Below are 15,951 nucleotides of genomic sequence, written 5' to 3'. Positions count from 1 at the left end.
TAAGAGGTAGCTGCAATGGCAAAGGAAAAATTTGAGCGGACGAAACCCCATGTCAATGTCGGAACCATCGGCCACATTGATCATGGTAAAACAACACTGACCGCGGCAATCACTCGTGTACTGTCTACCAGGGGACAGGCTAACTTTACCGATTTCAGTGAGATCGACAAGGCTCCCGAAGAAAAGGAGCGCGGAATCACCATTGCAACCGCCCATGTAGAATACGAAACAACAAGTCGGCATTATGCGCACGTCGACTGTCCCGGGCATGCGGACTATATCAAGAACATGATCACTGGTGCTGCTCAGATGGATGGTGCGATTCTGGTTGTAGGCGCTGATGACGGCCCCATGCCCCAGACTCGTGAGCACATTCTGCTTGCCCGTCAGGTTGGTGTTCCGGCAATGGTCGTTTTTCTCAACAAGTGCGACATGGTTGACGATGAGGAACTGATCGAACTGGTTGAAATGGAACTTCGTGAGCTGCTCGATAAATATGATTTCCCTGGCGACGATATTCCCATCGTCCGCGGATCAGCTCTGCTTGCCCTTGAAAATCCTGAAGATGAAGAAAAGACCGCCTGTATCTGGGAATTGATGGAGGCAGTGGACAGCTATGTGCCTGAGCCTGAACGTGATGTAGACAAGCCGTTCCTGATGCCTGTGGAAGATGTGTTCTCTATCTCTGGTCGAGGGACCGTTGCCACCGGTCGAGTTGAGCGCGGTATTATACATGTAGGTGATGAGGTAGAGATCGTCGGTATCCGCGATACAGCCAAGACCACCTGTACCGGAGTGGAAATGTTCAGGAAACTGCTCGATGAAGGGCAGGCTGGCGACAATATTGGCGCCTTGCTGCGAGGAATCAAGCGTGAAGAGATCGTTCGCGGACAAGTTCTTGCCAAGCCCGGTTCAATTACACCGCACAAAAAGTTCAAGGCTGAGGCCTATATTTTGACCAAGGAAGAAGGTGGGCGTCACACCCCGTTCTTCAACGGGTACCGTCCGCAGTTTTACTTTCGGACGACCGACGTAACAGGTGTCTGTACACTTGAAGAGGGCGTGGAGATGGTAATGCCCGGAGACAATGTACACATCACTGGAGAGTTGATTACCCCCATCGCCATGGAAGCCGGTCTCCGATTCGCCATTCGTGAAGGCGGCCGTACCGTAGGCGCTGGCGTTGTCAGCGAAATTATCGAATAAGAGGAGTCCTATGATCCCGGCAGATAAGATACGTATCAGGTTGAAAGGTTACGATCATAAATTGCTTGACCTTTCCACACGGGAAATCGTTGAAACAGCAAGACGGACCGGTGCCACAATTGCAGGCCCAATACCGTTGCCGACCAGTAAAAATAAATATACTGTCCTGCGTTCTCCCCATGTTGACAAAAAGTCACGAGAACAGTTTGAAATGAGAACCCATCGACGACTTCTCGATATTCTTGAGCCGACTCAGCAGACCATTGATGCTTTGATGAAGCTCGAACTTTCTGCGGGCGTTGATGTAGAGATCAAAATCCCCTGATTCGTTCAAGTGAGTATTGACACAGGCGGTAAGTTCATCTGCATGGAAAGTCGTAAATAGAACACAGGTAGACAAATGCCGAAGACAAATGGAATACTGGGCCGTAAGGTTGGGATGACAAGGATTTATGACGAGCACGGCCGCTCGATCCCTGTCACTGTAATAGAGGCCGGCCCCTGTACGATTTTACAGAAGAAAACCGAGGCAAAGGAAGGATATAACGCCATTCAGGTTGGGTTTGTTGAAAAGAAGAGCAACAGGCTCAACAAGCCTGAAGCCGGACACGCCAAACGTTCTGGCGGGAAAGGATTCTACCATATCCGGGAATTCAGAGTCGACAACCCCGACGCATATGAACTCGGACAGGAAATCACCGCGGCGGAAGTGGTAAAAAGGGGTGATCAGGTTGATATCTCCGGCAAGTCCAAAGGCCATGGATATCAGGGTGTTATGAAGAGGCACGGTTTTGCCGGTGGTAAGGCCTCCCATGGCTCAGGATTTCACAGAGCCCCCGGGTCAATTGGTTGCAGTGCCTGGCCTGGACGTGTGATGAAAGGGAAAAAGCTTCCTGGACACATGGGAGATGTGCTTGTAACGCAGAAAAACTACAAAGTTGTAGACGTACGGGAAGAAGACAATGTGATCTTGGTCAAAGGACCGGTTCCCGGAGCAAAAAACGGTTTGCTCAGCATCTACACAAAAGCATAACTTACCAGGGGTGCTCACAAGGAGATAATCATGGCAGTTTGTGATGTCGTAAATAACCTTGCAGAGAAAGTTGGCGAAATTGATCTCAAAGACGACCTGTTTGGTGTTGAAGTAAAGGAAGGCATTCTGCATGACATAGTGTGCATGCAGCGTGCAAATAGAAGAAGCGGTAACGCCTCTACCAAAACTCGTGGTGAATTGCGAGGTGGCGGAGCGAAACCGTGGAGACAGAAAGGTACGGGGCGCGCTCGCTCAGGGACCAGGAACTCACCTATATGGAGAGGGGGTGGCACTGTATTCGGGCCAAAACCGCGGGACTACAGCTACAGCCTTCCGAAAAAGGTTAGGAAACTAGGTTTGCGCATGGCTTTGAGTGCCCGATTCGGAGAAGGAAACCTGATCGTTATTGACGATTTTGGCCTCACCGGAATCAAGACCAAGGATTTTGTTGAAGTGATGAATCGTTTTCACTTCGATAATTGTCTGATAGTCACCGGCGAAGCCGATGAAGTGATAAGCAAGTCAGCACGAAATACGGTAGGTTATAAGATTCTGCCGGTTGCGGGACTGAATGTATACGATATCCTCAAATACCCCAAACTTATGCTGGTTCAAAGCAGTCTTGAGAAGCTGGAAGAGAGGTTAACGGTATGAAGGTAATACATGATGTAATCAAGGGACCTTGCCTGACGGAAAAGAGTAATATTCTCCAGGAAACTCAGGGAAAGGTAGCCTTTAAAGTAGACCCGCGTGCTAATAAAATTGAAATCAAGCAGGCTGTCGAACAGTTGTTCAATGTGAAAGTCGCCAATGTCAAGACAGCGAGCATGCGCGGCAAGAAAAAACGTGTCGGACTGAAATCAATTGGTAGAACAAACGATTGGAAAAAGGCTTATGTCACTCTCTCAGAGGGTGAAATCAATTTCCTTGAAGAGCTTTAACCCAATTGACCATATCGGTTTACACCTGAAGACATTCGATTACGGGAAATACAATGGCAATTAAAACCCATAAACCGACATCACCCGGTAAACGTCACTACGTTTCTGTTAAACAGGAATACCTTTCTGACAAAGCGCCTGAAAAAAGTCTCCTTCGTCCGCTGAAGAAGACTGGGGGGAGAAACTCCTACGGCCGTATCACGACCCGTCATAAAGGTGGTGGACATAAAAGAAAGTACAGGGTTATCGACTGGAAGAGAAATAAGGTCGACATTCCCGCCAAGGTTACATCGATCGAATATGATCCGAACCGTTCAGCGCATCTGGCGTTACTTACCTATGCGGATGGTGAAAAGACCTATATCCTCGCTCCTAGTGGAATTGCAGTAGGTGATACCATCACCGCCGGTCCCAGCTCAGATATTAAACCTGGAAACTGTCTGCCGATGATCAATATTCCCCTTGGTACGATTATTCATAACATCGAGATGAAAATCGGCAAAGGCGCGCAGCTTGTCCGTTCTGCGGGTGCTGCGGCACAGCTGATGGCAAAGGATGGACACCAGGTACTGGTCAAGCTGCCATCAGGGGAAGTTCGTAAATTTCATAAGGACTGCCGCGCTTGTATCGGTCAAGTAGGAAATTCTGAACACAGCAGTCAAAAACTCGGGAAAGCAGGGCGTAACCGCTGGAAAGGCAAGCGACCAACTGTTCGTGGTGTAGCCATGAACCCGGTTGACCATCCCATGGGCGGTGGTGAAGGCAAAAGTTCAGGTGGTCGGCACCCCGTTTCACCATGGGGACTCCCGACCAAAGGATATAAGACTCGTAAAAAGAAAGCCTCCGATCGTGACATAGTCACCAAGCGTAAGTAATAACAGGAGAAATTGGATATGGCACGTTCCATAAAAAAAGGCCCATTTATTGATGACCACCTGTTGAAAAAGGTTGAACACGCGCAAGAGAGTGGATCGCGTAAAGTTATCAAGACCTGGTCAAGACGTTCTGATATCATCCCGGAAATGGTTGGGTTGACCTTTGCAGTGCACAATGGGAAAAAGTTTATTCCCGTCTATGTTACTGAAAATATGGTTGGTCATAAGCTCGGAGAGTTTTCTCCCACAAGAACATACTATGGTCATGCCGCGGATAGGAAAGGACGTAAATAGTCCTTTTTGAAGAAAGCGCTAAGGAGTTAACCGATGGAAACAAAAGCCGTCGCCAAATATATACGTATTTCACCGCAAAAGGCACGACTGGTAGCAGACGTTGTCCGTGGTATGGATGTTGAAACTGCCATTACCACTCTGCGGTTTATGCCGAAGAAAGCTGCCCGCATCATCCGCAAGGTTGTTGAGTCAGCGGTGGCCAATGCTGATCAAAATGATGCCATCGATGTAGACACTCTGTACATCAAAGAGATTCTCATCGACGGCGGACCGATGCTCAAAAGATTTCGACCGAGAGCACAGGGCCGAGCTACTCGAATTTTAAAAAGGACAAGCCATATTACCGTGGTGGTCGAAGAGACCTGATGCACAGTAATAGGACAACTAGTGATTAATAGTTAGAGGGAACGGAGGATCACCTTGGGTCAAAAAGTCAATCCCATTGGTTTGCGGTTAAATATAACCCGCTCATGGGAATCTATCTGGTATGCGGATAAAGACTATGCGAATAATCTTCATCAGGACCAACTTATTCGCAAGTATCTCAAAAAACGCTTATATCATGCCGGAATTGCCCGTATTGTCATTGAGCGCACCGGAGAAAAGATTAAAGTCAAGCTTTTCACAGCCCGTCCTGGAATCGTTATCGGGAAGAAAGGCTCTGAGATTGAAAGTCTGAAAAAAGATCTGGAGCAGAAGTTCGGGCGACCTTGCCTGATCGATATCCAAGAAGTTCGCCGACCAGAAGCAGACGCCCAGCTCGTTGCTGAAAACATTGCTATGCAGCTCGAACGCCGCATCGCCTTTCGTCGGGCCATGAAAAAATCCATCAACTCTGCACTGCGATTTGGTGTACAGGGAATCAAGATTTCCTGCTCAGGTCGTCTAGGCGGTGCTGAAATGTCACGTACCGAGTGGTTTAAAGAAGGCCGCGTGCCTCTGCACACGTTGCGGGCTGACATTGACTATGGCACAGCCGAAGCAAAGACCACTTATGGCATTATCGGGGTTAAAGTCTGGATTTTTAAGGGCGAAGTACTTGCCGACAATGAGTTGGAAACAGACAAGTAATTCTCCGAAGCAGGTTCAGCAAGCGTTCATGTGAACATGTGAAGGCATAACTCCATATGCAGGTAAAATACAATGTTAAGTCCACGCAAAGTAAAGCATAGAAAACAGCATAAAGGCCGAATGCGAGGTCAGAGGCAACGAGGTTCTACCATCGCTTTCGGTGACTACGCGCTTAAAGCTGTAGGGTGTGGCAGGATGACTGCCCAACATATTGAAGCCGCCCGTATTACCATAAACAGAAAGATCAAACGTGGTGGTAAACTTTGGATCCGCGTCTTCCCTGACAAGCCGATTACAAAAAAGCCGGCTGAAACGCGAATGGGTAAAGGGAAAGGCTCTCCTGAGTATTGGGTGGCTACCATACGGCCTGGCAAGGTACTCTACGAATTGAAAGGAGTTCCCGAAGAGCTCGCTGTTGAAGCCTTGAAGTTGGCCAGTTACAAGCTTCCATTCCCGACAAAGGTCATTCTGAAGAGAGAGACAGTATGAAAACCAAAGAATTACGAGCGTTAAGTCTCGAAGACCTGAAGCAGAAAGAGCTCGATTTTCGCGAAGATCTTTTCAAGTTACAGTTCCAACATGGCATCAGACGACTGGAAAATCCTGCAAGACTTGGACAACTGAAAAAAGACATTGCACGTGTTTTGACTGTGATTGCAGAAAAACAATAGGTCTTAGAACAAACAGATGAGAGCGTAACGGCTACAGGAATAAAGCGATGACAGCAAAAAATAGAAAAACCCGCCAGGGCTCCGTGGTCAGTAACAAAATGGATAAGAGTGTCGTTGTCCTTGTTGAGCGGAAAGTACGGCACAAATTATATGGTAAATATATCCGCCGACAGGTCAAATATATGGCGCATGATGCCTCCAACGAATGTAACATCGGCGATGTTGTACTTATCGAAGAATGTCGGCCATTATCAAAAAACAAGCGCTGGCTGGTAAGGTCAATAATCGAACGTTCCGTGTAACCGGGTTACTGGTGAATGACCGCTAGCAGCTGCTAATTATTTGCTTTTCAGGTGTAATCATGATTCAAACTGAAACCATGTTAAATGTTGCCGATAACTCCGGCGCAAAAAAGGTACTCTGTATCCGGGTGCTTGGGGGAACACGGAAGCGTTACGCCAGCATTGGGGATATTATAGTTGTCACCGTCAAAGAAGCCATTCCCCACGCTAAGGTGAAGAAAGGCGACGTTTTGGACGCCGTGATCGTTCGGACAAAAAAAGAACTCCAGCGCCCGGAAGATACCACTGTCAAGTTTGATGAAAATGCTGCCGTCCTTTTGAGTGGCAGTGGGGAGCCTATCGGTACCCGTATCTTTGGCCCTGTTGCCCGCGAATTACGTTCGCTGGGATTTATGAAGATAATATCCCTTGCGCCTGAAGTTCTGTAACACTAGAGAATCTCAAGGGTAAAGAGAAAGAGGGAATAGAGGATAGAACAATGCGTCAGGGACAAACGAGTCTAAAAGTAAACGACCAAGTTGAAGTTATTGCTGGTAAAGATAAAGGCCGTGTTGGAAAAGTCCTTCGAATCGACCACGGGAAAGATAGAGTGGTTGTCGAGCGGATCAACATGATCAAGAAACATCAGAAACCAACTGATGCGACACAGCCTGGGCAGATCATTGAGCGTGAAGCCTCAATACACATTTCCAATGTCATGGTCGTTTGCCCTGAGTGTACAGAAACAGTACGCACTGGTAAAAAAATTCTCGAGGATGGAACCAAAGTGCGTATCTGTAAGAGCTGTAACGCAACTATTGAAAACGCTAAATCGTAAGGATTCTCAGGGATTACGGAGTACATGATGGGAACACTTAAGGAACAGTACCTCACTGAAATCAGACCTGAACTGCAAAAGCAGTTTGATTTCAAAAGTGAAATGGAAATCCCCAAAATTGAAAAAGTTGTACTCAATATGGGGATTGGTGAAGGTGTGCAGAATCCTAAGTCAGTAGAAAAAGCTGCAACGGAACTCACAATGATCGCCGGGCAAAAAGCCGTGGTCACCCGCGCTAAAAAGTCCATCGCAACTTTTAAGCTCCGAGAAGGGATGCCCATCGGTGCTCGCGTTACCCTGCGCAGGGAAAAGATGTACGATTTTTTGACCAAACTGATTAATATTGCGCTTCCGCGTGTCCGTGACTTTCGCGGCATTTCTGGCAAGGGATTTGACGGTAGAGGCAATTTTTCAATGGGAATAACCGAACATATTATATTCCCGGAGATCGATTACGATAAAATCGAAAAAATTCGAGGCCTCAATATCACCATTGTCACCTCTGCTGACAATGATGAGCAAGGGCGGGCCCTCCTCAGTGCAATGGGGATGCCATTCAAGAAGAAGTAGACCGGATGTGAGTATCGATCATCCAGCTTCATAAATAATTCATTTTCTTCAGGAGGATGCAGTGGCAAAAAAATCACTCATTGCCAAGGCAAAACGTAAACCTAAATTTAAGGTCCGTTCATATAACAGGTGCCCTCTTTGTGGGCGTCCGAGAGCGTATTTGAGAAAATTTGGCATTTGTAGGCTCTGTTTTCGTAAACTTGCCTCACAGGGCGAAATTACTGGTGTTACCAAGTCAAGTTGGTAAATGACCGGGTGTGGTCAAAACCAGAATGGTGTAACAGAACCGGTTAACTGGCCACCGCCATGTAACATGCTTTTTACAAGAGGAAAAAATCAATGTCTATGAGTGATCCGTTGGCAGATATGCTGACCCGCATTCGAAACGGTGTGAAAGCACGTTTCGACTCCGTGGAAATGCCACTGTCAAAGCTAAAAGTTAATGTCGCTAAAGTGCTCAAAGAGGAAGGATTCATCACTGATTACCACATTACAGAACAAGGTGTTCAGGGAACGTTAAAAATCGACCTCAAGTACGGGCCAAACAGCGAACAGGTCATTACCGGTATTCGCAGAGTCAGTAAGCCAGGGCTGCGGCAGTATAAATCCACCGACCGCATTCCCAAGGTTATGAGCGGCCTCGGTGTCGGCATCCTCACCACATCACAGGGCGTTATTACCGACCGTGAGGCACGTTCTCGCGGAATTGGTGGCGAACTGCTCTGTGAAGTCTGGTAACAGCTTAATTCTGCAGACAAGGAGTTTACGATGTCCAGAATCGGAAAACAGCCGGTCCCTGTTCCCAGCGGGGTAAAGGTTGATATAAAAGGTACACACATTAAAGTCACAGGTCCCAAGGGAACGCTGGAAAGAAACCTGCGCCCGGAGATTGCCTGCACAGAAGAAGATAACAACCTCGTATTTGTTCCTAAAGGCACAAGCAAAAAGGTGATGGCATTCTGGGGGATGACCAGGTCCTTGGTGAACAATATGGTTGTTGGTGTTGATCAAGGATTTAATAAAATTCTTGTCGTTGAAGGGGTTGGCTACCGTGTTAATCTCGCGCAATCAACCCTCACCTTGAATGTAGGGTATTCCAACCCAGTCGAATTTGTCCTGCCTGAAGGGATTACAGCCGAAGTCGACAAGGACAACAAAATCACTGTTTCCGGTATCGATAAGGAACTGGTTGGCCTCACAGCCGCCAGAATACGTGAAATCAGGAAACCTGAGCCATATAAAGGCAAAGGTATCCGCTATATCGATGAACGGATAGTACGCAAAGTTGGTAAGGCCGGCGCTGCCTAAGGTATGGTCGACCGGTTAACTATTTAACGGAAAGAGTAACAACATGGCTAAAACAAACCCAAAGGTTACTGCACGTCAAAAAAGGATACGCCGTATTCGTAAACACTTGCTGGGGACCAGCGATAGACCGCGTATGCGCGTGTTCCGCTCCAACAAGCATATTTATGTGCAGCTCATTGACGATATACAGCAGACTACTCTTGTTGCCGCTTCCACCGAAAATAAAGATTTCGATGCTTCAGAAATGAAGGGGAAGTGTGAGCAGGCCAAAAAAGTAGGGCTCATCGTAGCCGAAAAGGCCAAGGCCGCAGGTATTGAAGAGGTAGTCTTTGACCGTGGTGGATATCTTTACCACGGAAGAGTCAAAGCATTGTCAGAAGGCGCCCGTGAAGGCGGGCTCAAATTTTAAGTTCACTATTCATCAATCAATAATTCCTACGGGGGTGTTTCTTGGCTGATTTTAAACGAGCTAAAGAGGGAAACCAAGAAGAGCTCATCGAAAAAATTGTTTTCATCAACCGAGTGGCAAAGGTTGTTAAAGGTGGACGAAGATTCAGCTTCAGCGCCATTGTTGTCGTTGGTGACGGAAAAGGGAAGGTCGGGTACGGACTGGGCAAAGCCAATCAGGTCCCCGAAGCTATTCGCAAGGGTATAGAAAAGGCACGTAAGGATATGGAGAGCGTTGCCTTGACCGAGGTATCCATTCCCCATGAGGTCATTGGCAAATTCAAATCCGGTAGTGTTATGTTAAAGCCTGCTGGCGACGGTACCGGTGTAATCGCCGGTGGCGCCGTACGTGCGGTCCTTGAAGCTGCCGGGGTAAACAATATCCTCACCAAATGTCTTGGATCGAACAATCCACATAATTTGGCTAAAGCGACCATTGAAGGCCTTCGCCAATTGCGCTCAGCTGAGCAGATTGCTAAACTGCGCGGTTTGCAGGTTGAGGATATGGTAGCGTAAGACCGTAACGATATATAGGTTTAATATCATGAGTGATACCATTACATTGACACTGGTCAAAAGCGGTATTGGGAGTACACAGAAAATTCGGGCTACTCTTGTTGGGCTTGGTTTAACCAAAATGCACAAGACCGTAACCCGCAAGAATACTCCTGAAATCCGCGGAATGATAAATAAGGTCAGCCACCTGGTGAGAGTGGAGGAATAACCAATGCTGAAATTAAATAACCTCAGTCCCAGTGAAGGCGCCAGAAAAAATAGGAAGCGCGTAGGCCGCGGGCATGGAAGTGGACTGGGTAAAACCTCCGGCCGTGGACACAAAGGTGCACGGTCTCGATCAGGCTACAGCATGAAACCTGGTTTCGAAGGTGGCCAGATGCCATTGCACCGTCGTCTTCCAAAGCGAGGGTTCACCAATATTTTTAAAACCGAATACAGCATCGTTTCCCTGAGTGATCTCGACCGTTTTCCCGAGGGATCCACCGTTGATCGACAGGCTCTTGTTGAGGCAGGAGTGGTTGACGGAAAGGGGCCTGTAAAGATACTGGCTAACGGTGAGATTTCCAAGGCCGTGACCGTGGATGTCGATAAAGTCAGCAAAGGTGCTGCCCAAAAAATTACCGAAGCAGGTGGTACTGTAAAGGAGTAAATGCATGAGCGGTCTTGCCAGTGCTGCTGCCATCCCTGAATTGCGAAAGAGAGTGTTGTTCACTCTCTTTATGCTTTTTGTCTACCGGATGGGAGTACAGATTCCGACACCCGGAATAAACGGGGAGGCCTTAAGCGCCTTTTTCGAGCAGAATGCCAGTACACTCTTTGGCATGTTTAACATGTTTTCCGGGGGTGCTCTGGAAAATTTCTCGATTTTCGCTCTCGGCATTATGCCGTATATCTCGGCCTCCATTATTATCCAACTCCTGACGGTTGTTATACCTCAGCTTGAAACGCTTTCCAAGGAAGGTGAATCCGGGCGGAGAAAGATAACCCAATACACCCGATATGGTACTGTCCTGCTGTCCGTTATCCAGGGATTTTTTATCGCCTCTGGTTTGGAAGGGATGAGTGGACCTGGTGGTGCCCCCATCGTCATCGAGACCGGATTACAGTTTAAATTGATGACCGTGCTTACCCTGACTTCAGGCACAGCTTTTATCATGTGGCTTGGCGAGCAGATGACCGAAAGGGGGATCGGTAATGGCATCTCGCTTATTATTTTTGCCGGGATTGTTGCCCGCATGCCAGCGGCGGTTGGCAATACCATCCAGCTGGTAAAAGCAGGTGAACTGGCTGTTATTTTCGTACCGTTTATGCTGGTGGCCATGTTTTTTATCGTGGCTTTCATTATCTATGTTGAAACTGCTCAACGCCGCATTCCTATACAGTATGCGAAACGAGTGGTAGGACGAAGGGTCTATGGTGGCCAGGCATCGCATCTACCGTTAAAGATCAATGTTTCCGGTGTCATTCCGCCGATCTTTGCCTCCTCAATCATGATGTTTCCCGCGACTATCGGCTCCTTTATTCAAATTGATTGGGTACAGCGGGTATCGGCAGCTCTTTCACCTGGGACCATCTATTATTATATCCTCTTTGTTGTGATGGTTGTCTTCTTCTGTTTCTTCTACACCGCGGTTACCTTTAAACCCGATGATGTAGCTGAAAACCTGAAAAAGAACGGGGGGTTTATTCCCGGGATCAGACCGGGAAAGCGTACGGCCGAATTTATTGACAAGGTCCTTACCCGGTTGACTGTTGTTGGTGCTATCTATTTGAGTGCAATCTGTGTTATGCCCACCCTGTTGATCAGTAAATTCAACGTCCCCTTCTATTTTGGGGGAACTGCGTTGCTCATTGTGGTTGGTGTAGCAATTGACACCATTTCACAAATTGAATCCCATATGGTTATGCGTAACTACGATGGGTTCATGAAAGCCGGCAGAATTAAAGGCAGACGCTGAGGTGTGAATAATGGCTGGGGGACGCGGAGCAAACAAAAAGATTTCAGTTAAGACTGTCGCCGAACTGGAAATCATGCGCCAAGCCAACGGAATAGTTGCAGGCGTTCTTTCAATGTTGCGCGATGAGGTTGCGCCTGGGGTAAGCACCTACCAGTTGGACAGGCTTGCTGAACAGTTTTGCAGAGACCATGGTGCTGAACCTGCCTTTAAAGGGTATCGAGGGTTTCCTGCAAGCCTTTGTACCTCTGTCAATGAACAGGTTGTACATGGGATTCCCTCCAAAAAGGTGGTCTTGCGTGAAGGAGATATCATCTCCGTTGATTTCGGTTCCTATTACAAAGGGTTTTACGGCGATTCAGCCGTTACCCTGCCTGTTGGGAAGATATCCGATGATATCCAGCGGTTGTTGACGGTTACCGAAACAGCATTGCATAAAGGCATTGAGCAGGTTCAGGTGGGAAATCGCATATCGGATATTTCCAGAGCTGTGCAGAACCATGCGGAAGGTAATGGTTTCTCTGTGGTGCGCCAATTTGTCGGACATGGTATCGGCAGTGAGCTGCATGAAGCGCCGGAAATTCCAAACTATGTGCAAAAACTTCCATCTCCGCGCCTCCTAGCCGGAATGGTGCTTGCCATTGAACCCATGGTTAATCTCGGAACGGCTAAGGTGAAGGTACTTGGCGACCAATGGACTGTCGTCACAGAAGACCACCAGCCGTCAGCTCATTTTGAACATACCGTTGCCGTCACCACCAACGGCCCGCTCATTTTGAGCACCTTACCCCAGAGCCCTTGAGGAGAACCCCGTAGTGGGGTTGTCCGGTTTTTTAACTACCTGGTGAGAAAAGAGTTGATTAATTCTGTTGTTTTCGATATATAACAAATCTTTTCGGCCAAATTACAATGAGTGAAGAGGCTATGGCAAAAGAAGAAGCCATCGAAGTTGAAGGAACGATCATTGAACCGTTGCCCAACGCAATGTTTCGGGTTGAACTGGATAATGGCCATAAAGTGCTGGCCCATATATCCGGCAAAATGCGAATGCATTACATTAAAATATTACCTGGCGACCGAGTCACCGTTGAATTGTCACCATATGATTTAACACGTGGCAGAGTCACCTTCCGGGCAAAAGGCGGAAAGGCGAAAAAGTAAACTTTTAATAGATGTCAGGTTAAAGCAATGAAAGTACGGTCATCAGTTAAAAAAATGTGCAGTAACTGTAAAGTCCTTAAGCGCAAAGGAATCGTACGGGTAAGCTGCAAGAATAAGAAACATAAACAGCGGCAAGGTTAAACTCGACCAAAGAGTGAGACGTTAACAGGGAGAATTGTCTTGGCACGTATAGCTGGAGTGGATTTACCACGCAATAAACACATGGATCGGGCTTTAACGTATATTTACGGTATTGGCCTGACGTCCGCCCGAAAAATACTTGATAAGGCTGATCTGCCTTACCAGATGAACAGCGACGACCTCAGTGGGGATGACGTAACACGCATCAGAACCATTATTGAGAGTGATTTTGTCGTTGAGGGTGATAAACGGCGTGAAGTCTCGATGGATATCAAGCGGCACATGGATCTTGGTACCTACCGGGGGCGAAGGCATCGCCGGAGTTTACCGTGCCGGGGGCAGAGGACAAAGACAAATGCACGTACGCGGAAAGGGCCCAAGAGAGGCGCTGCTGTTAAGAAAAAGTAGCTGCGGATGAGCAGGCTGCTCTAATTACAGGGTTACGGAGTTATTATGGCAAAGGCCGGTAAGGCGGCGGGTAAAAGCAAGCGCCGCGAAAAAAAGAATATTGCTGAAGGTATCATCTTCATTTACTCAACATTTAATAACACCATTATCACCATTACAGACAGGCAGGGTAATGCTTTTGCATGGTCAACTGCCGGTGTTATTGGATTCAAGGGGTCTCGAAAATCAACGCCCTTCGCAGCGCAAAATGCGTTAAACGATGCAGTTGGCAAGGCCAAAGAACATGGATTAAGGAAAGTCGAAGTGCGCGTCAAAGGGCCTGGTCCTGGGCGTGAAGCAGCACTTCGTGCGCTGACTTCCCTTGATCTCGATGTTACCCGCATCGTTGATGTAACCCCGCTGCCGCATAACGGCTGTAAACCGCCCAAGCGCAGAAGAGTGTAAGCGAATCGAACCATTCAGGTTCATGGCTGTGTTGTGTATATAACGTACATCCTATACAGCATTTATTACGGAGGTAGATCTTGGCTAGATATACAGGCGCTTCCTGCAGAATGTGCAGACGCGAAAACCTGAAGTTATTTTTAAAGGGCGACCGGTGCTATTCAGACAAGTGTGCTTTTGAGCGACGGGCTTATCCACCGGGCCAGCACGGGCAAAACCGGTTTAAAAAGCCTTCTGATTATGCCATTCAGCTGCGTGAAAAACAAAAAGTCAAGCAGATGTATGGAATGCTGGAAGACCAATTCAGGCGATATTTTGAGCGAGCCGACCGTGCTAAGGGTGTCACTGGTGAAATGCTGCTGATCATGCTGGAAAGACGACTGGATAATGCCCTCTATCGCATTGGATTCGCCAGCTCGCGCAGTCAGGCGCGTCAGCTTGTCCGACACAATCATTTCCTCGTCAACGGTAAAAAGGTGAATATCCCATCCTTTCAGGTAACTCCCGGCGATGTTATCACTCTGAAGGAAAAAAGCCGAAAGAACGAACTGATTGTCGATAACCTGGAAGGGGCTGTGCGTCGCGGTATTCCAAGTTGGCTGGAACTGGATCAGACCGGAATGCAGGGAACCGTCAAGGCTATGCCCAATAGAGAAGAGATCACCATGCCGATTCAGGAACAACTGATAGTCGAACTCTACTCTAAGTAAACATTAGCGATCAGGTAACAATGGCACAGGAACTACGGGATAATAATCCCTTTTATAAAAACTGGCACAACCTTATCACTCCTGAGCGTCTTGAAGTTAACGAGGGTACGCACTCTGAACAGTATGGCAAATTCATCTGTCAGCCTTTTGAGCGAGGCTTTGCCACTACTATAGGGAACTCATTGCGGCGGATCATGCTCAGCTCCATTCGTGGCGCCGCAATCACCTCGGTTAAGATCGATAACGCACTCCATGAGTTTACCAGTATAGATGGTATTCATGAGGATGTAGCTGAAATAATCCTCAATCTCAAACAGGTGCGCCTGAAGCTCAATGTACCTGAAGGAAAAACCGTTATTGTCGAAAAGCAGGGCCCTGGAACGGTCACCGCTGCCGATATTAATGGCGCACCCTATGTCGACGTGATGAATCCTGAGCAGGTTATCTGTACGATTACCTCGGATACTTCTTTCCGTGCTGAACTTGAAGTAAAATGGGGTAAAGGGTACGTACCGGCCGAGCAAAATAAGAAAGAAGATCAGGCCATCGGTGTCATCCCCATTGACTCCATGTTTTCTCCCATCGTTCAGGTGCAGTACGTCGTCAGTCAGGCCCGCGTTGGTCAGAAAACTGATTATGACCGCCTGACCATGGAGATTGAAACCGATGGCAGTGTCTATCCCGAGGATGCACTGGCCTACGCTGCCAAAATCCTTAAAGAGCAGATGACCATCTTCATCAATTTTAATGAAGAACAGGCCAAGGCACCCGACAAACCGGATAGTGATAAGGAAGATAGCAGTTACCCACCATTCCTGGATAAGAATGTCGAGGATCTTGAGCTATCTGTTAGATCAGCAAATTGCTTGAAGAACGCACAGATTCAGTACATCGGCCAGTTGGTACAGAAAACCGATGCTGAGATGCTGAAAACCAAAAACTTCGGACGCAAGTCACTTAACGAGATTAAGGCGTTACTTGCTGAGCACGACTTAACGCTTGGCATGAAACATGAAGGGTGGGTTTCACCTGATCAGCGTGAAGATAACGTCGACCAGTAACCGACGGCAATCCACGAATT

The 15,951-nt window shown here is 47.7% G+C and carries 30 protein-coding genes; all 30 read left to right on the top strand.

The window, feature by feature from the left end; all coding sequences use genetic code 11:
• The first annotated feature begins 15 nt into the window (after positions 1–15).
• The 30 genes from tuf to ACZ52Z_RS07400 all read left to right on the top strand — a co-directional run bounded on the left by tuf (position 16) and on the right by ACZ52Z_RS07400 (position 15,931).
• Positions 16–1,206 carry an elongation factor Tu gene (gene tuf, locus ACZ52Z_RS07545; protein WP_464270140.1) on the top strand — a complete coding sequence of 397 codons (1,191 nt, stop codon included), beginning with the start codon at positions 16–18 and terminating at the stop codon, positions 1,204–1,206.
• A gap of 13 nt (positions 1,207–1,219) precedes the next feature.
• The gene (rpsJ, locus tag ACZ52Z_RS07540; protein ID WP_028585188.1) at positions 1,220–1,531 is read left to right on the top strand and encodes a 30S ribosomal protein S10; all 312 of its coding nucleotides are present in this window, start codon (positions 1,220–1,222) and stop codon (positions 1,529–1,531) included.
• Between the two features lie 75 nt (positions 1,532–1,606).
• A complete protein-coding gene (gene rplC, locus ACZ52Z_RS07535; protein ID WP_464270139.1) occupies positions 1,607–2,239 on the top strand; it encodes a 50S ribosomal protein L3 in 633 nt (210 codons plus the stop codon).
• A gap of 30 nt (positions 2,240–2,269) precedes the next feature.
• Positions 2,270–2,893, top strand: coding sequence for a 50S ribosomal protein L4 (rplD, locus tag ACZ52Z_RS07530; protein WP_464270138.1), 624 nt, complete (start codon positions 2,270–2,272; stop codon positions 2,891–2,893).
• Positions 2,890–3,180, top strand: a complete 291-nt coding sequence (locus tag ACZ52Z_RS07525) for a 50S ribosomal protein L23 (protein WP_464270137.1) — start codon at positions 2,890–2,892, stop codon at positions 3,178–3,180. The genes rplD and ACZ52Z_RS07525 overlap by 4 nt, the downstream gene beginning before the upstream one ends.
• A 53-nt stretch (positions 3,181–3,233) precedes the next feature.
• Positions 3,234–4,055 carry a 50S ribosomal protein L2 gene (gene rplB / locus ACZ52Z_RS07520; RefSeq protein ID WP_464270136.1) on the top strand — a complete coding sequence of 274 codons (822 nt, stop codon included), beginning with the start codon at positions 3,234–3,236 and terminating at the stop codon, positions 4,053–4,055.
• Between the two features lie 18 nt (positions 4,056–4,073).
• Positions 4,074–4,349, top strand: a complete 276-nt coding sequence (gene rpsS, locus ACZ52Z_RS07515) for a 30S ribosomal protein S19 (RefSeq protein WP_464270135.1) — start codon at positions 4,074–4,076, stop codon at positions 4,347–4,349.
• A 33-nt stretch (positions 4,350–4,382) separates the two neighbouring features.
• The gene (gene rplV, locus ACZ52Z_RS07510; protein ID WP_464270134.1) at positions 4,383–4,715 is read left to right on the top strand and encodes a 50S ribosomal protein L22; all 333 of its coding nucleotides are present in this window, start codon (positions 4,383–4,385) and stop codon (positions 4,713–4,715) included.
• Positions 4,716–4,769: 54 nt separating this feature from the next.
• Entirely contained in the window at positions 4,770–5,420 is a 651-nt protein-coding gene (gene rpsC / locus ACZ52Z_RS07505; RefSeq protein ID WP_464270133.1) for a 30S ribosomal protein S3, read from the top strand.
• Between the two features lie 72 nt (positions 5,421–5,492).
• The gene (gene rplP, locus ACZ52Z_RS07500; protein WP_464270132.1) at positions 5,493–5,909 is read left to right on the top strand and encodes a 50S ribosomal protein L16; all 417 of its coding nucleotides are present in this window, start codon (positions 5,493–5,495) and stop codon (positions 5,907–5,909) included.
• Entirely contained in the window at positions 5,906–6,091 is a 186-nt protein-coding gene (rpmC, locus tag ACZ52Z_RS07495) for a 50S ribosomal protein L29 (RefSeq protein WP_464270131.1), read from the top strand. The genes rplP and rpmC overlap by 4 nt, the downstream gene beginning before the upstream one ends.
• A 47-nt stretch (positions 6,092–6,138) precedes the next feature.
• Entirely contained in the window at positions 6,139–6,393 is a 255-nt protein-coding gene (gene rpsQ / locus ACZ52Z_RS07490; protein WP_464270130.1) for a 30S ribosomal protein S17, read from the top strand.
• Between the two features lie 59 nt (positions 6,394–6,452).
• Entirely contained in the window at positions 6,453–6,821 is a 369-nt protein-coding gene (rplN, locus tag ACZ52Z_RS07485) for a 50S ribosomal protein L14 (RefSeq protein WP_464270129.1), read from the top strand.
• 50 nt (positions 6,822–6,871) lie between these two features.
• Positions 6,872–7,210, top strand: a complete 339-nt coding sequence (gene rplX / locus ACZ52Z_RS07480; RefSeq protein ID WP_464270128.1) for a 50S ribosomal protein L24 — start codon at positions 6,872–6,874, stop codon at positions 7,208–7,210.
• A 27-nt stretch (positions 7,211–7,237) separates the two neighbouring features.
• Positions 7,238–7,780, top strand: a complete 543-nt coding sequence (gene rplE / locus ACZ52Z_RS07475; protein WP_464270771.1) for a 50S ribosomal protein L5 — start codon at positions 7,238–7,240, stop codon at positions 7,778–7,780.
• A 61-nt stretch (positions 7,781–7,841) separates the two neighbouring features.
• On the top strand, positions 7,842–8,027 hold the full coding sequence (locus ACZ52Z_RS07470) for a type Z 30S ribosomal protein S14 (protein ID WP_464270127.1): 186 nt from the start codon (positions 7,842–7,844) through the stop codon (positions 8,025–8,027).
• A gap of 92 nt (positions 8,028–8,119) precedes the next feature.
• The gene (gene rpsH, locus ACZ52Z_RS07465; RefSeq protein WP_464270126.1) at positions 8,120–8,518 is read left to right on the top strand and encodes a 30S ribosomal protein S8; all 399 of its coding nucleotides are present in this window, start codon (positions 8,120–8,122) and stop codon (positions 8,516–8,518) included.
• A gap of 30 nt (positions 8,519–8,548) precedes the next feature.
• Positions 8,549–9,088, top strand: a complete 540-nt coding sequence (rplF, locus tag ACZ52Z_RS07460; protein WP_464270125.1) for a 50S ribosomal protein L6 — start codon at positions 8,549–8,551, stop codon at positions 9,086–9,088.
• 43 nt (positions 9,089–9,131) lie between these two features.
• Positions 9,132–9,497, top strand: coding sequence for a 50S ribosomal protein L18 (rplR, locus tag ACZ52Z_RS07455; RefSeq protein ID WP_464270124.1), 366 nt, complete (start codon positions 9,132–9,134; stop codon positions 9,495–9,497).
• Between the two features lie 41 nt (positions 9,498–9,538).
• Positions 9,539–10,051, top strand: a complete 513-nt coding sequence (rpsE, locus tag ACZ52Z_RS07450) for a 30S ribosomal protein S5 (RefSeq protein WP_464270123.1) — start codon at positions 9,539–9,541, stop codon at positions 10,049–10,051.
• 28 nt (positions 10,052–10,079) lie between these two features.
• A complete protein-coding gene (rpmD, locus tag ACZ52Z_RS07445; protein WP_464270122.1) occupies positions 10,080–10,259 on the top strand; it encodes a 50S ribosomal protein L30 in 180 nt (59 codons plus the stop codon).
• A 6-nt stretch (positions 10,260–10,265) separates the two neighbouring features.
• Positions 10,266–10,700, top strand: a complete 435-nt coding sequence (gene rplO, locus ACZ52Z_RS07440; protein WP_464270770.1) for a 50S ribosomal protein L15 — start codon at positions 10,266–10,268, stop codon at positions 10,698–10,700.
• 4 nt (positions 10,701–10,704) lie between these two features.
• Positions 10,705–12,009, top strand: a complete 1,305-nt coding sequence (secY, locus tag ACZ52Z_RS07435; RefSeq protein ID WP_464270121.1) for a preprotein translocase subunit SecY — start codon at positions 10,705–10,707, stop codon at positions 12,007–12,009.
• 10 nt (positions 12,010–12,019) lie between these two features.
• On the top strand, positions 12,020–12,808 hold the full coding sequence (map, locus tag ACZ52Z_RS07430; protein ID WP_464270120.1) for a type I methionyl aminopeptidase: 789 nt from the start codon (positions 12,020–12,022) through the stop codon (positions 12,806–12,808).
• 122 nt (positions 12,809–12,930) lie between these two features.
• On the top strand, positions 12,931–13,167 hold the full coding sequence (infA, locus tag ACZ52Z_RS07425) for a translation initiation factor IF-1 (protein WP_464270119.1): 237 nt from the start codon (positions 12,931–12,933) through the stop codon (positions 13,165–13,167).
• 27 nt (positions 13,168–13,194) lie between these two features.
• The gene (rpmJ, locus tag ACZ52Z_RS07420) at positions 13,195–13,308 is read left to right on the top strand and encodes a 50S ribosomal protein L36 (RefSeq protein WP_464270118.1); all 114 of its coding nucleotides are present in this window, start codon (positions 13,195–13,197) and stop codon (positions 13,306–13,308) included.
• 39 nt (positions 13,309–13,347) lie between these two features.
• A complete protein-coding gene (gene rpsM, locus ACZ52Z_RS07415) occupies positions 13,348–13,716 on the top strand; it encodes a 30S ribosomal protein S13 (protein WP_464270117.1) in 369 nt (122 codons plus the stop codon).
• Between the two features lie 45 nt (positions 13,717–13,761).
• The gene (gene rpsK / locus ACZ52Z_RS07410; RefSeq protein ID WP_464270116.1) at positions 13,762–14,160 is read left to right on the top strand and encodes a 30S ribosomal protein S11; all 399 of its coding nucleotides are present in this window, start codon (positions 13,762–13,764) and stop codon (positions 14,158–14,160) included.
• Positions 14,161–14,240: 80 nt separating this feature from the next.
• The gene (rpsD, locus tag ACZ52Z_RS07405) at positions 14,241–14,870 is read left to right on the top strand and encodes a 30S ribosomal protein S4 (protein ID WP_464270115.1); all 630 of its coding nucleotides are present in this window, start codon (positions 14,241–14,243) and stop codon (positions 14,868–14,870) included.
• Between the two features lie 20 nt (positions 14,871–14,890).
• Positions 14,891–15,931 (top strand): DNA-directed RNA polymerase subunit alpha, encoded by a 1,041-nt coding sequence (locus ACZ52Z_RS07400; protein ID WP_464270114.1) that lies wholly within the window; start codon positions 14,891–14,893, stop codon positions 15,929–15,931.
• The last annotated feature ends 20 nt before the right edge of the window (positions 15,932–15,951 follow it).

The sequence above is a fragment of the Desulfogranum aggregans genome (assembly GCF_055398265.1).
This window is presented reverse-complemented; position numbering and strand designations above follow the sequence as displayed.

Coding starts and splice junctions, on each gene's coding strand:
- rplV (WP_464270134.1), top strand. CDS start 4,383: ATGGAAACAAAAGCCGTCGCCAAATATATACGTATTTCACCGCAAAAG.
- rpmJ (WP_464270118.1), top strand. CDS start 13,195: ATGAAAGTACGGTCATCAGTTAAAAAAATGTGCAGTAACTGTAAAGTC.
- map (WP_464270120.1), top strand. CDS start 12,020: ATGGCTGGGGGACGCGGAGCAAACAAAAAGATTTCAGTTAAGACTGTC.
- rplB (WP_464270136.1), top strand. CDS start 3,234: ATGGCAATTAAAACCCATAAACCGACATCACCCGGTAAACGTCACTAC.
- rplE (WP_464270771.1), top strand. CDS start 7,238: ATGGGAACACTTAAGGAACAGTACCTCACTGAAATCAGACCTGAACTG.
- rpmD (WP_464270122.1), top strand. CDS start 10,080: ATGAGTGATACCATTACATTGACACTGGTCAAAAGCGGTATTGGGAGT.
- rplD (WP_464270138.1), top strand. CDS start 2,270: ATGGCAGTTTGTGATGTCGTAAATAACCTTGCAGAGAAAGTTGGCGAA.
- rpsK (WP_464270116.1), top strand. CDS start 13,762: ATGGCAAAGGCCGGTAAGGCGGCGGGTAAAAGCAAGCGCCGCGAAAAA.
- rplC (WP_464270139.1), top strand. CDS start 1,607: ATGCCGAAGACAAATGGAATACTGGGCCGTAAGGTTGGGATGACAAGG.
- rplR (WP_464270124.1), top strand. CDS start 9,132: ATGGCTAAAACAAACCCAAAGGTTACTGCACGTCAAAAAAGGATACGC.
- rpsH (WP_464270126.1), top strand. CDS start 8,120: ATGTCTATGAGTGATCCGTTGGCAGATATGCTGACCCGCATTCGAAAC.
- ACZ52Z_RS07400 (WP_464270114.1), top strand. CDS start 14,891: ATGGCACAGGAACTACGGGATAATAATCCCTTTTATAAAAACTGGCAC.
- rplF (WP_464270125.1), top strand. CDS start 8,549: ATGTCCAGAATCGGAAAACAGCCGGTCCCTGTTCCCAGCGGGGTAAAG.
- infA (WP_464270119.1), top strand. CDS start 12,931: ATGGCAAAAGAAGAAGCCATCGAAGTTGAAGGAACGATCATTGAACCG.
- rpsS (WP_464270135.1), top strand. CDS start 4,074: ATGGCACGTTCCATAAAAAAAGGCCCATTTATTGATGACCACCTGTTG.
- rplN (WP_464270129.1), top strand. CDS start 6,453: ATGATTCAAACTGAAACCATGTTAAATGTTGCCGATAACTCCGGCGCA.
- rplP (WP_464270132.1), top strand. CDS start 5,493: ATGTTAAGTCCACGCAAAGTAAAGCATAGAAAACAGCATAAAGGCCGA.
- tuf (WP_464270140.1), top strand. CDS start 16: ATGGCAAAGGAAAAATTTGAGCGGACGAAACCCCATGTCAATGTCGGA.
- secY (WP_464270121.1), top strand. CDS start 10,705: ATGAGCGGTCTTGCCAGTGCTGCTGCCATCCCTGAATTGCGAAAGAGA.
- rplX (WP_464270128.1), top strand. CDS start 6,872: ATGCGTCAGGGACAAACGAGTCTAAAAGTAAACGACCAAGTTGAAGTT.
- rpmC (WP_464270131.1), top strand. CDS start 5,906: ATGAAAACCAAAGAATTACGAGCGTTAAGTCTCGAAGACCTGAAGCAG.
- ACZ52Z_RS07525 (WP_464270137.1), top strand. CDS start 2,890: ATGAAGGTAATACATGATGTAATCAAGGGACCTTGCCTGACGGAAAAG.
- rpsQ (WP_464270130.1), top strand. CDS start 6,139: ATGACAGCAAAAAATAGAAAAACCCGCCAGGGCTCCGTGGTCAGTAAC.